The sequence below is a fragment of the Microbulbifer sp. S227A genome (assembly GCF_049800935.1).
In genome coordinates this window covers 78,018-89,682 of the sequence record NZ_JBNAFZ010000011.1, presented here as the reverse complement: position 1 = coordinate 89,682, position 11,665 = coordinate 78,018, and the positions used below count along the sequence as shown (strand labels likewise).

Sequence of the window (11,665 nt, the reverse complement as noted above, 5' to 3'; positions counted from 1 at the left end):
TGTCGGATGGGACGTTGATGCAGGAACTGAAAGGGGACAAGCGCTTTGCCAACACGCTGGCGCGCGGGCTTGGAGTGTTGCGCGCCTTTCGGCCAAGCGACAACGGCCTCGGCAATCTCGAGATTTCCGAGCGCACTGGCATCCCCCGCTCGACCGTCTCGCGGCTGACCTTTACCCTTTGCGCCCTGGGCTATCTGACCCATGGGCGGCACCATGACAAATACCGGCTGGGACCGGCGGCGCTGGCCCTGGGCAACATCGCTTCGGCGGCCTTTGGCTTTGTCGAAACCGCCGCCCCGAGCATGCAGGCCCTCGCCAACAGCACCCGCACCCTGATCGGTGTTGCCATCCAGGATGATGGCGACATGCTGATGGTCAAGACCTGGCGGCCGGAAAACACCGCGCCGATCTGGCTGAATGTGGGGTACCGGATGCCGGTTCTGAATTCCTCGACGGGGGTTGCCTATCTCGGCGCGCTGAGCGAGGGCGAGCGCAGCAAATTCCTGACCCACCTGCCGCAAGAGGCCCATGCCGATTGCCGCGCGTTATGCGACCGCGCCCAAAGCGACCTTCTGACCCATGGCTACGCGCTGTTCAGCGGCGAGCGTCGGTTCTCTTCCAAGATCAATGCGCTGGCCACGCCCTATCGCCCGTCCGAATTTGGCGAACCCGTGTCCTTTCTCGCGGGTGCGCCCGCCGATGACCTGAGCGACGAGCGCATCCGCGCCGAGGTCGGGCCGGCGCTGGCCAATGCGGTCGAACAGCTCCGGGTCATGACCGGCCAGCATTATTCCGTATTGGCGGGCGGCTGACGCATCGCGCGCCAGCCGCTTCAGGATGGCCTGCCCCTGTCCTGTCCGGGGTCCTGTCGGGGGTCCGTTTCGGGATCGGGGTCGGGTTCGGCGGCACGGGCCTCGCGCAGGGCCTCATGGTGTTCCGCCGCGTTCCGGTAGCCGATCAGGATGCCCGTCTTGACCTCTCCGTATGTCGTGTCACGTGCGGCGATCCATGCGTCGGACCGGGTTGTGCGCTGTGACCTGCGCCGCGTCCAGTCGAACAGCAGCCGTTCCAGCCGGGCGATTTCGCCGGCATGGGCGGGATCGGCCCCGATATCGGCCAGCTCATCGGGATCACGCTCCAGATCGAACAGCATGGGCCGGAACCCTTCGGCAAAGATGAACTTCCAGCGCCCGTCAAACAGCATCGTCAGCCGGGCGTCCCTGACCTCGACCCCAAGCCGTCGCCGCACGTCGCGCATCGAATAATCATATTCGGACACCACGAAATCCCGCAGGCTGTCGACCTGGCCCTGCAGGATCGGCAACAGCGATGTCCCTTCGAGGATATGGGGGGCCGGATCGCCGCCGAAATAGTCGAGGATTGTCGGCACGATATCGATCGCTTCGATCAGGGCGTGGGATTTCAGGCCGCGCGTGGCGTCGGCCTTGGGGGACGGGTCAACGACGATCAGAGGGATGCGGGCCGAAGCATCGTGAAACAGCTCTTTTTCGCCCATCCAGTGATCGCCGAGGTAATCGCCGTGGTCGGATGTGAAAACGATCATGGTGTCCCCGGCAAGGCCCTGGTCGTCCAGGAACGCCATCAGCCGCCCGATCTGGTCGTCGATCTGCTTGATCAGTCCCATATAGGCCGTCAGCACGCGGGTCCGGGCGGTGTCGTCGCGGAACGCCCGGCTGACGCGTTCCTCCATGAAGGCGCCATAGACGGGATGGGGATTGTCGCGCTCTGCCGGGTCGCGCACCGGGGCCAGATGGGTCGCTGGGCCATACATGGCGTGATAGGGCGCGGGGGCGATATAGGGCCAGTGCGGCTTGATATAGCTCAGGTGCAGGCACCAGGGGGTGTCGCCCGCCTCGCGGATGAAATCCATCGCGCGGCCGGTGATATAGGGCGTCTCGCTGTCTTGGTCGGCGGCCCGGGCGGGTTTGTCGGCATTTTCCATGAACCAGCCGCTCAGGATGTTGCCCGCCTCGTCCTCGGCACTGTTGGCAACGCGGTCCCAGGGGTTTTCGTCGGGCCAGCCGCGCCGTTTCATGTGGGTGTCATAGGACGCGTTGCGCGGATAGCGGGGGCCGTCGGGATGCAGGCCGTCTTCGCGCTCATAGGCTTCAAAGCCGCATTCCGAGACCCGCGCGCCGATCTCGCTGTCCGGGGCGAGGCCAAGCCGTTGCATGCCTTCGATATCCGCCGTCATATGGGTCTTGCCGCACAGCGCGGTGCGCACCCCGAGGGGCCGCAAATGATCGCCAAGCGTCATCTCGCCGACCTTGAGCGGGATGCCGTTCCAGGTCGAGCCATGAGAACAGACATAGCGCCCGGTATAGAACGACATGCGCGACGGGCCGCAGATCGGCGATTGGACATAGGCACGGTCAAACAGGACACCGCGCGCCGCGAGGCGATCGATATTCGGTGTGTGCAGGTGCGGATGCCCGGTGCAAGACAGGTAATCCCAGCGAAGCTGGTCGCACATGATGAAGAGAACGTTTTTGGGCATTGGGCAAGTCACCTGAAGTCATGGCCGGGACGATCCTGCCCCGGCCGGGAAGGGGCCTAGAGACGGCCGGCGTCCGGTATCTCCACTCCGAGCTCTTCGAGCGCGCGCAGCGACCCCGGATGCAGCGGCAGGTTCAGATCCGCCACCGCCGCCCCGGGTGTGATCGCCCTGAGCCAGGGCGCGCTGTCGCGCATCTCGGCCACGCCATCGTAAAACGCCCGGGTCATCTGGTAGATCATCGTTTCGTCGGCGGTTTCATTGGTGATGATGCCCACCGTCACCCGCAGGGTCGTCGTGTCGCTGTCGTTCACGTGGTTGTCGCCATAGGTGCCCGCGGGCAGCGTGCCCAGACCAAAGCCGGGGCGGCTTGCCAGCGCGGCAACCGCCTCGGAACCGACCTGGTCCTCGGGGATACCCAGGAAACGGATCGGGTTGGTCACGGCAATCTGGGTAAGCACCGGGCTCGGGGCATTGGTCGGGTTGCAATAAATGTCGAGATTGCCATCCTGGAACGACGCGGCGGCGGCGTCCCAGCCCAGCTTGACCGCCTCATAATCGGTGCCCGCTTCCAGGCCCGCGACCTCGCTGAAGAGCCGGGACATGGTGGCATAGGCCGCGCCGCCGGGCGGTCCGAGGAAGACCCGTTTGCCCCGTGCCTGCTCAAGCGAGGTGATGCCCGAAGAGTCATAGACCGCGATGTGATAGACCCCCATCGGGAAGTTCAGCACCGTGCGCAGCCGTTTGACCAGTTCGGGGGCCTGGTCGATCTTTTCGAACATGGCGCGCTGATCCCGCATCAGCGCGTGGATCGCCGGCGACGACATGCAGAACGCGGTCTTGCCCATTGCCACCTCGAGCGCGTGGCGGGTGGCCGCGCCGGTGGCATTGACCTGGATTTCATAATCCGGCAGGTCCCGATTGATGATATTGGCAAAGGTCGTCATCACGAGGTTCGGACTTGTGCCCGGTCCGAGCGTCGACATGCGCAACAGCTCCTTGGCCAGCGCGGTGCGGGGCAGCATCCCGAGTGTCGCGGCGGCCGTGGCGCCCGCCAGAACGGAACGGCGGCTGAGTTTGGTGATGTTCATGGGTGAGGTCTCCTCCTGGATGTCATGTGGGTTGGTTCGTGTTGGAGATGTCCAACCGGTCAAGAACCATCAGGCCCAGGGTCGCCACCGTGGCGATCCAGGACAGGATCGGTCCGAAAAAGATGAGCGCCGCCGCCAGCCCAAGCCCGAGCGGCACCATGTAGGCACGGCCACGCCGCGGATAGCAGGCCCGCGAGATCAGGATCGTGGCCAGCAGCACGAACAGGATCGACTGCGCTGACTCGCCCGGCGGATAGCCTGTCCCCAGCAACAGCGCCGGTTGATAGATGAATGCAAACGGGATCACGAACCCCGGCAGGGCGAGCCTTGATGCCTCCAGCGCCGTGGCCATCGGGCCGGCCCCGGCGATCGGTGCCGCCGCAAAGGCCGCAAGGGCCACGGGCGGGGTGATCGCGGACAGGACGCCGAAATAGAGCACGAACATGTGGGTATGGATGATCGGCACACCCAGTTTCTGAAGCGACGAACCCATCACCAGCACGATGATCAGATAGGCCGGAACCGTCGGCATCCCCATTCCCAGCAGCAGGCAAGCCACCGCCATCAGGATCAACGACAGGATCAGCTGATCGTCCGCCAGGCTTGAAAGCAACGCGGCAAAACGCAATCCGACCCCGGTCAGGTTCAACACGCCGATGACGATGCCCACCGCTCCGACGATCACCACCAGCTGAGCCGAGATCAAACCGGCAGAGCGCAGGAATTTCAGCCAGGCCCCGCCATTGGTCAGCAGGTCGGGACGGAGGGCAAAGCCCGGTATCGCGGCCAGGGCGACGCCGACAAAGCCGGCATAGGCGGGCGAGGAGCCGCCAACCATCGTCACCACGATCCCGGCAAGGGCGAGCACGAAAACCGCCATCTGGGTCAGTTCACGCCAGTTGAACGTGATGTCGGGGCGCGGCTCTTCGACCAGGTCCATGTTTCGCGCGGCGCTGGAAATCGCGACGAACAGCCCCCCGTAATAGAGCAGCGCCGGCACCGCGGCGGCGGCGCAAATGGTCAGATAGGGCTGTCCCGTGACATCCGCCATGATGAAGGCCACCGCCCCCATGATCGGCGGCGTGATCTGTCCGCCGCTGGAGGCCGCGGATTCCACGGCGCCGGCAAAGCGGGCCGAGAAACCGCGCTTTTTGATCAGCGGAATGGTGATGACGCCGGTGCCGACCACATTGGCAACCGCGCTGCCCGAGATGGTGCCGAACAGCCCGCTGGCCACCGTCGCCGCCGCGGCGGGCCCCGAGCGCATCCGCCCGGTCGCCGCCAGGGCCAGCCGCACCAGAACCTGATCGATGGCCAACAGCTCGAGCAGCGCGCCAAAGACGATAAAGATCAGGATGGTCGAAACGACCGTCGCCATCGGGCGGCCGAACACACCGTCGAAGGAATACCACAGCACGGTCATCAACTCTTCGGTAGAGATACCCGCATGTCTGAGAAACCCCGGCGCCAGATGCCCCAGGGCCCCATAGGCGAGCAGGACCCCGGCCACCAGCGCCATCACCAGCCCGACCGAACGCCGGGTCAGTTCAAGAACCGCAATCAAACCGAGAAACCCCATCCAGATATCGGTGGATGTCAGGAAATACAGCCCGGTCTCGATCTCTTCCGCGGCGCGGAAATACTGGAACACCGAAAGTGACAAGGCCAATGCCGCCGCAACGAGAAGCGCGCGATCCGGCAACCTGCCGCCGGCCCCGAGACCGGTCAGCACGATCAGCACCCCGGCGGCAAGCAACATGCCCACGCGCAGGTAGGAGTCAGAGAAAACCCCAAACAGCGAGACGTAAAAGACGACACCGATGATGACGCTCGAAAGCCCGAGTATTGCGGCCTCCAGCAATGCGGACCTGTTGTGTTCAGACACGATTTCCCTCCCTTTCGCATCTTGCACCGGCAGGACGGGCAGGCCCTGGCCCATGCGAAATGCGCAGGCTCGATACTTGACGGATGCCGCGATTTTGTCGACGCTGCGTTACACCAGGTGAAACGCGGCCCATGACGAAACTGAACCGATCCATCGAACGCGGGCTGGCGGTGCTCGAAGCCGTGCATATGTCAGGGGCCTGTTCGCTGGCCATGCTTGCGACGCGGACCGGGCTATCCAAGCCGACGCTGCTGCGCATCTGTGCAACGCTGGAAACCCGCCGCTGGCTGTCGCGCCGCAACAGCGATGGCTGGTATCAACTGGGCTCTGGTTTCCCCTCGGTTGGCGGGATGCCGGATCTCGGCGATCGGCTGGTGTCTGTCGCCAAGGGGGAAATCCTGCGCCTGTCCGAACAGACCGGGCTGGCGGTCGATCTGGCGGCGGCAATTGGCGAGGGGCGGACCGAGATCATGGATACCACCCGTGCCTTTCGCAAACATGGCGTTTATCCCGATACGGTCGGGTTCCGCCCCTCTCCGATCCTGTCGGCGCTTGGGGCGGCCTATCTGTCGGGCCTGTCAAAACCGGCCTTCGCCGAGGCGCTGCGCGCATTGGTGGCGCGGCTGCCACGCGAGGATGCCGCCGCCATTCCGAGGCTGCCGCAGATTCTGAGGTCGGTTCAGGAAAACGGCTATGCGATACGGGAAGAGGGCCATTGGGGGCGAGCGGTGGATTATGGTGCCCTGCCATCGGCAATCGCGGTGCCGATCATGGCCGGCCCGGACCCGATCGGTGCCATCAACCTGATCTGGAAGGCCAGCGACCACGCGGTCGCGGATGTCGTCAGGCACCACCTCAGCAGGCTTCAGGCCACCGCCCGGTTGATCGGAGAGGGGTATGTCGACCTTGGCTGACGGGTGGTCCCGTTCGGCGTCGTTCCGGGCATGGCCCGCGCTTTGATCCCGCGCGGGCCATGCCGGTCTTGTCACTGCCCAGACGGCTGCGCGAGCGCGTCCTTGCCTTCGATGAGGTAATGATGGCTGGTCGAGCCCTCGGTGCGGGCCTTCAGGTGGGGCGCGTATTCGGGATCGTTGGCAAAGGCCAGGGCCGCGTCTTTGGAGGGCCATTCGATGATGATCCGCAGCGCGGCGTCTTCGCCCTTGCCCTCAAGCCTTTCGTGGGTCGGCGTGCGGGCGAGATATGTCCCGCCATGCGCGGCAACCAGACGGTCGGCCACCGGCAGATAGGCCGCAACCCAGGCATCATCCGTGGGGGTGACTTCGAGAACCGAGTAATAGGTCCCCTTGTCCTGCGCAATCGCCTGAACGGCCGCGATGGTCAGGAGTGCGGCAAGTACAAGTGTCTTTTTCATTGGATTTTCCTTTCTGGTGAGTATCGGGGCCGGCCTCGTGTCGATGGCGGCCCAATGGGGCCGGGCGCGCCGGTCATTGCTGTCCGTTGACGCGCCCGGTGTTGGTTTCCTGTCAGCGTCTGCAAGGTCGGTCAGGCGGCTTTCATCTGGTCCCATGCCGCCAGAATTTTTCCGGCATCGGGCATGAAGTCCTGCTCCACGTCCCGCGCACAGGGGATCGGCACATCCGGATGCGCCACGCGCTTGGGCGAGGCCTTGAGGACCGAAACGTCATGCTCGGTGACGGTCGCGATGATTTCACCCGTCACGCCATAGCTGAGATAGTCGTCATCAACCACGATCAGCCGGCCGGTCTTGGCCACGCTGGCGCGGATCGTCTCGCGGTCCAGCGGCACCAGGCTCATCAGGTCGACCACCTCGGCGCTGACACCCTGTTTTTCCAGCTCACCGGCAGCCTTGAGCGCGTTATGCGCACCCATGCCAAACCCGACGATGGTGACATCGCTGCCCTCGCGGGCGATCCGCGCCTTGCCGATCTCGACCGAATAGCTTTCCTCGGGAACATGGACCGCCGCCGATTCCTCGGCGCCCAGCCAGGCCAGCCCGTGCAGCCGCTTGTCGAACATGTAGACAACCGGGCTGTCGTCGCGAATGGCCGCCGCCAGCAACCCCTTTGCATCGCGGGAATTGGAGGGCGATACCACCTTGAGGCCCGGAAAATGTGCAAATGCCGCATAGGGGCTCTGCGATTGGGTCGCGCCATCGGCATAGCCGCCACCGGTCCCCGTCATCAGCACCATCGGCACCTTGATCTTGCCGCCCGACAGGAAATGATGCTTGGCCATCAGGTTATAGATCGCATCGTAACAGACCCCGAAAAAATCCGCGAACATCAGCTCGATCACCGGGCGCATTCCGTCCGCGGCAGCCCCGACCGCCGCACCGATGATGGCGGTCTCCGAGATCGGCGTGTCGCGCACGCGTTTGTCGCCGAATTCCTCGAGCAGGCCACGGGTATTGCCATACAGGCTGCCGAATTTGCCGATATCCTCGCCCATGACGAAGACGCTTGGATCGCTGCGCATCTCTTGTGCCAGGGTTTCGTTGATAGCCTGCGCGCTGGTCAGCACGCGTTCGTTTGTCTTGTCCATTTTCAATCTCCTGTGGCTCAGGCCGCGAAAACAATGTCGCGGGCAAATTGCGATGTCGGGTATTCGCTCTCGACCGCGAAGGTGATGGCCTGTTCCGCCTTGGCCGCGCAGTCGGCCTCGATCCGGTCAAGCTCATCCGTGGTGGCGACCCCATCCGCGATCAGCTTGCGGCGCATCGCCGGGATCGGGTCCTTGGCGCGTTGCGAGTCGAGTTCGCCTTCGGGCATGTAGCTGAAATCGTCACCGACAAAGTGGCCCTGAAGGCGATAGGTTTCGACAACGATCAGCGACGGCCCCTCACCGGCGCGGGCCCGCGCAATGGCCTCTCCGGCAACGCGGTAGATTTCGTAGGGATCATTCCCTTTGACGTGATAGCCGGGCACACCGTAGGACGCCGCGCGCACGCTGTGGTTTTCGACCGAGGTCGCGGCGCTCTTGGGGGTCGAGATGCCCCAGCCATTGTCTTCGATCACGGAGATGAACGGCAGCTTCCAAACGGCGGCAAGGTTCATCGCCTCGTGCCATGCCCCTTCATTGGCGCCGCCATCACCGATGAAATTCACCGCGACACCGGGTTTGCCCTGGATCGAACGGCTCAGGGCCGCCCCCACCGCCGGACCAAGCCCCTGCCCGATGATGCCCGAACAGCTGAAATTCACTTCGGCGTCGATCAGGTGCATGTGACCGCCCATGCCGCTTGAAAGCCCCGTCTTCTTGCCAAAGATCTCGGCCGCCATCTTGTTCAGGTCGACGCCCTTGGCGATGGCTTCGTGGTGCGGGCGATGCGACCCGGTCACAACGTCTTGGGCAGTCAGGTGCGCACAGACCCCCACGGCGACCGGCTCCTGCCCGTCGCTGCGGTGCATCTCTCCGGGAAGCGGACCCTTGGCGAAATCGAATTTCGGCTGCTTGCCTTCCATATAGATTTCTCCGATCGCTTCATCAAAGCGGCGGCTGGTGACCATCGTTCGATACATCCAGATTTGCTCTTCACGGGTGGGATTCATCGGTTTGATCCTTTTGAGGTTGTCGTCGCCCTGACACTTACAGAACCCCATAAGGAATATAATTGGCATAATTTTGATTTTAGTTTCACGATTTTCTATATAATGATGTGACGGAGGGTCGCTAATGGTTGACAAATTCTGTATTTCCGCTATCTGCGATCTCAGATCACAAGTTAGGCGATGAAAAATCCATGGACCTGTTCAGTGAAACACAAGCGGCCGGGGACCGGCCGCTGCGGCGGGACAGCCTGCAACAGCAGATCTATGACAAGTTGCGGCTGCGCCTGATCACCGGCGCCTATCAACCGGCGGACACGATCTCGAGCCGTGGGCTGGCGGCCGAACTGGGGGTCAGCGCGATGCCCGTACGCGAGGCTCTGACCCGTCTCACCGCCGAGGGGGCCCTGGAACTGACCAGCAGCCGGACGTTGCGGCTGCCATTGCTGAGCACCGGAGATTTTGACGAGATCACCGCCATCCGGATTGACCTGGAGGGGCGCGCCGCCTCCCGTGCTGCAACCGAGGCGACGCCCGCAGGTGTCGATGACATACGCCGCGCCCATGAGGTGCTGCGGGATGCCGCCGAGGCCGGGGATGTCGATGCCTATCTTGTCGCCAATGCCGCGTTCCACAGCCGCATCTATGCGACGGCGGGCTGGCCGCGTCTGCTGGAGATGATCCAGCGCCTGTGGATGATTGTCGGCCCGTCGATCCGCGCCAGCCTTCCGGACCAGACGCATGTGGCAAACTCGATGCAGTTTCACGACGCCGCGCTGATCGCGATCTCGGCACATGACCAGACCGCCCTGCGGCAGGCCATCACCGATGACATTCAGACCGCCGCCACGGACATCCGTGCCTTTCTTGGCGCGGAAGGCGGCAAATCGCTAACGAGGAGCAAGTAACATGTCGATCCTGAGTTCATTGACGCCGCCACCGGGGCTGCGGGTGCTGGTGACAGCCGGGGCTGGGGGCATCGGGGCCAAGATCGTGGCCGGCTTTGTCGAAACTGGTGCAAAGGTGCATTTTTCCGACGTCGATGCCGATGCCGTTGCCGCGGCAACCGCGGAGTCCGTAACGGGGTCGGTGGCGAATGCGGCGGACGAGGCCGATACCCGCCGGCTCTTTGACGAGGCGCGCGAGGCAATGGGCGGGATCGACGTGGTGGTGGCAAATGCCGGCATTGCCGGACCGACGGCCACGATCGGCGACATATCCGCCGACAACTGGGACCAGACGCTCGATGTGAACCTGCGCGGTGCTTATCTGGCGGCCCGTTTCGGTGCGCCCGACCTGATCGCCGCCAAGGGGTCTTTCATCGCCATGTCATCGGTGGCCGGGCGGCTTGGCTTTGCCTATCGCACCCCGTATTCGGCGGCGAAATGGGGGATCGTGGGGCTGGTCAAGAGCCTCGCCGCCGAACTGGGTCCGCAAGGTGTGCGGGCCAATGCCATCATGCCCGGAATCGTCGAGGGGCCGCGTATCGACCGGGTCATCTCGGCCCGCGCCGACGAGCTTGGAATTTCCTTCGAAGAGATGCGCGAAAGGAACCTCGCCAAGGTCTCGTTGCGCCGGATGGTGACCGCCGAGGACATCGCCGCGACCTGCCTGTTCCTCTGCGCCCCGGGCGGTGGCAGCATCTCTGGCCAGGCGCTGAGCGTCTGCGGCAATGTCGAGGCGTTGTGATGTCAGAGCACCCTCGTATCGCGATTGTCGGCGCGGGCCTGATCGGCTGTGCCTGGGCGGTGTCCTTTGCGCGTGGCGGCTGTTCGGTCAGGCTTTTTGACCGGTCCGCCGATGTGGCCGGGGCTGCGCCTGCGTCGATTGCCGCCATTGCCGGCGAACTCGAAGCCGCCGACCTGCTTGGCGAGACCGATGCCGCGTCGATGATGCGCAACATCGACATCGCCGCCACCCTGCCCGAGGCGCTCGACGGCGCGATCCACGTACAGGAGAACACGCCTGAGCGTCTTGATGTCAAAAAGGCGGTATTTGCCGAGCTAGATGCCATCGCCGACCCTGCCGCGACCTTGGCCAGTTCGACCTCGGCGCTGCTGCCATCGGCCTTTACCGAGGATTTGCCCGGCCGGGCGCGGTGTCTGGTGGCACATCCGATCAATCCGCCCAGCCTGATCCCGGCGGTCGAGGTTGTGCCCGCCCCCTGGACGGCCCCCGGCACGATGTCCGATTGCATGGCCCTGATGCGCCGCATCGGCCAGATGCCCATCCGGATGAAGCGCGAAATCGACGGGTTCATCATGAACCGCCTGCAATCGGCGCTGTTGCACGAGGCGTTTCGCCTGGTGGCCGACGGCGTGGTTGAGCCCGAGGACGTCGATATCGGCATCGCCCACGGGTTGGCCCCGCGTTGGGCTCTGATGGGTCCGTTCGAGACCATCGATCTGAATGCGCCCGGCGGGGTGCGCGACTATGTGGAGCGTTATGGCGACATGTATCGCCGGATCGGCGCAGAGCAGAAACGGCTGGTGGATTGGGAGGGCGATACGCTCGACCGGATCGACACCGCCCGCCGCGCGGAACTGCCGGTCACGCGGATCAACCAGGCCCAGGCCCGGCGCGACAGTCGGCTGATCGCCCTGATGAAACATCTGCGCGACGATGCGCAACGCCAGACGAGCTGAAC

11 protein-coding genes are annotated in these 11,665 nt (G+C 64.2%); 5 read left to right on the top strand and 6 right to left on the bottom strand.

The window, feature by feature from the left end; genetic code table 11:
- Nucleotides 1–17: 17 nt before the first annotated feature.
- On the top strand, nucleotides 18–812 hold the full coding sequence (locus ACP15R_RS21580; RefSeq protein WP_424988142.1) for an IclR family transcriptional regulator: 795 nt from the start codon (nucleotides 18–20) through the stop codon (nucleotides 810–812).
- Between the two features lie 20 nt (nucleotides 813–832).
- Here the strand turns inward: ACP15R_RS21580 and ACP15R_RS21575 are convergent, their stop codons facing one another.
- Genes ACP15R_RS21575 through ACP15R_RS21565 form a run of 3 tightly spaced genes read right to left on the bottom strand, consistent with a single transcriptional unit; the run spans nucleotide 833 to nucleotide 5,491 of the window.
- Entirely contained in the window at nucleotides 833–2,518 is a 1,686-nt protein-coding gene (locus ACP15R_RS21575) for a sulfatase-like hydrolase/transferase (protein WP_424988141.1), read from the bottom strand.
- Nucleotides 2,519–2,574: 56 nt separating this feature from the next.
- Complete coding sequence (locus ACP15R_RS21570) at nucleotides 2,575–3,606, bottom strand: TAXI family TRAP transporter solute-binding subunit (protein ID WP_424988140.1); 1,032 nt, start codon at nucleotides 3,604–3,606, stop codon at nucleotides 2,575–2,577.
- A gap of 22 nt (nucleotides 3,607–3,628) precedes the next feature.
- Nucleotides 3,629–5,491 (bottom strand): TRAP transporter permease, encoded by a 1,863-nt coding sequence (locus ACP15R_RS21565; RefSeq protein ID WP_424988139.1) that lies wholly within the window; start codon nucleotides 5,489–5,491, stop codon nucleotides 3,629–3,631.
- Nucleotides 5,492–5,622: 131 nt separating this feature from the next.
- Between ACP15R_RS21565 and ACP15R_RS21560 the strand changes: the two genes are divergently transcribed.
- Nucleotides 5,623–6,405: an IclR family transcriptional regulator gene (locus ACP15R_RS21560; protein WP_424988138.1), complete on the top strand. Its 783-nt coding sequence runs from the start codon at nucleotides 5,623–5,625 to the stop codon at nucleotides 6,403–6,405.
- A gap of 71 nt (nucleotides 6,406–6,476) precedes the next feature.
- On the opposite strand, the gene ACP15R_RS21555 is transcribed toward ACP15R_RS21560, so the two are convergent.
- The 3 genes from ACP15R_RS21555 to ACP15R_RS21545 all read right to left on the bottom strand — a co-directional run bounded on the left by ACP15R_RS21555 (nucleotide 6,477) and on the right by ACP15R_RS21545 (nucleotide 9,021).
- A complete protein-coding gene (locus ACP15R_RS21555) occupies nucleotides 6,477–6,863 on the bottom strand; it encodes a DUF1330 domain-containing protein (protein WP_424988137.1) in 387 nt (128 codons plus the stop codon).
- Nucleotides 6,864–6,994: 131 nt separating this feature from the next.
- Nucleotides 6,995–8,014 (bottom strand): alpha-ketoacid dehydrogenase subunit beta, encoded by a 1,020-nt coding sequence (locus tag ACP15R_RS21550; protein ID WP_424988136.1) that lies wholly within the window; start codon nucleotides 8,012–8,014, stop codon nucleotides 6,995–6,997.
- A gap of 17 nt (nucleotides 8,015–8,031) precedes the next feature.
- A complete protein-coding gene (locus tag ACP15R_RS21545; protein WP_424988135.1) occupies nucleotides 8,032–9,021 on the bottom strand; it encodes a thiamine pyrophosphate-dependent dehydrogenase E1 component subunit alpha in 990 nt (329 codons plus the stop codon).
- Nucleotides 9,022–9,212: 191 nt separating this feature from the next.
- Here ACP15R_RS21545 and ACP15R_RS21540 point away from each other — a divergent pair, with 191 nt between their 5' ends.
- From ACP15R_RS21540 to ACP15R_RS21530, 3 genes are read left to right on the top strand one after another with little or no spacing between them, the layout of a single operon-like run.
- Nucleotides 9,213–9,926: a GntR family transcriptional regulator gene (locus ACP15R_RS21540; RefSeq protein WP_424988134.1), complete on the top strand. Its 714-nt coding sequence runs from the start codon at nucleotides 9,213–9,215 to the stop codon at nucleotides 9,924–9,926.
- Nucleotide 9,927: 1 nt separating this feature from the next.
- A complete protein-coding gene (locus ACP15R_RS21535) occupies nucleotides 9,928–10,707 on the top strand; it encodes an SDR family oxidoreductase (protein WP_424988133.1) in 780 nt (259 codons plus the stop codon).
- On the top strand, nucleotides 10,707–11,663 hold the full coding sequence (locus ACP15R_RS21530; RefSeq protein WP_424988132.1) for a 3-hydroxyacyl-CoA dehydrogenase: 957 nt from the start codon (nucleotides 10,707–10,709) through the stop codon (nucleotides 11,661–11,663). Before ACP15R_RS21535 ends, ACP15R_RS21530 begins: the two co-directional genes overlap by 1 nt.
- Nucleotides 11,664–11,665 lie beyond the last annotated feature (2 nt).

Excerpts from the sequence above, each read along its gene's own strand:
- ACP15R_RS21580 (WP_424988142.1), top strand. The coding sequence starts at position 18 with ATGCAGGAACTGAAAGGGGACAAGCGCTTTGCCAACACGCTGGCGCGC.
- ACP15R_RS21575 (WP_424988141.1), bottom strand. The coding sequence starts at position 2,518 with ATGCCCAAAAACGTTCTCTTCATCATGTGCGACCAGCTTCGCTGGGAT.
- ACP15R_RS21570 (WP_424988140.1), bottom strand. The coding sequence starts at position 3,606 with ATGAACATCACCAAACTCAGCCGCCGTTCCGTTCTGGCGGGCGCCACG.
- ACP15R_RS21560 (WP_424988138.1), top strand. The coding sequence starts at position 5,623 with ATGACGAAACTGAACCGATCCATCGAACGCGGGCTGGCGGTGCTCGAA.
- ACP15R_RS21555 (WP_424988137.1), bottom strand. The coding sequence starts at position 6,863 with ATGAAAAAGACACTTGTACTTGCCGCACTCCTGACCATCGCGGCCGTT.
- ACP15R_RS21550 (WP_424988136.1), bottom strand. The coding sequence starts at position 8,014 with ATGGACAAGACAAACGAACGCGTGCTGACCAGCGCGCAGGCTATCAAC.
- ACP15R_RS21545 (WP_424988135.1), bottom strand. The coding sequence starts at position 9,021 with ATGAATCCCACCCGTGAAGAGCAAATCTGGATGTATCGAACGATGGTC.
- ACP15R_RS21540 (WP_424988134.1), top strand. The coding sequence starts at position 9,213 with ATGGACCTGTTCAGTGAAACACAAGCGGCCGGGGACCGGCCGCTGCGG.
- ACP15R_RS21535 (WP_424988133.1), top strand. The coding sequence starts at position 9,928 with ATGTCGATCCTGAGTTCATTGACGCCGCCACCGGGGCTGCGGGTGCTG.
- ACP15R_RS21530 (WP_424988132.1), top strand. The coding sequence starts at position 10,707 with ATGTCAGAGCACCCTCGTATCGCGATTGTCGGCGCGGGCCTGATCGGC.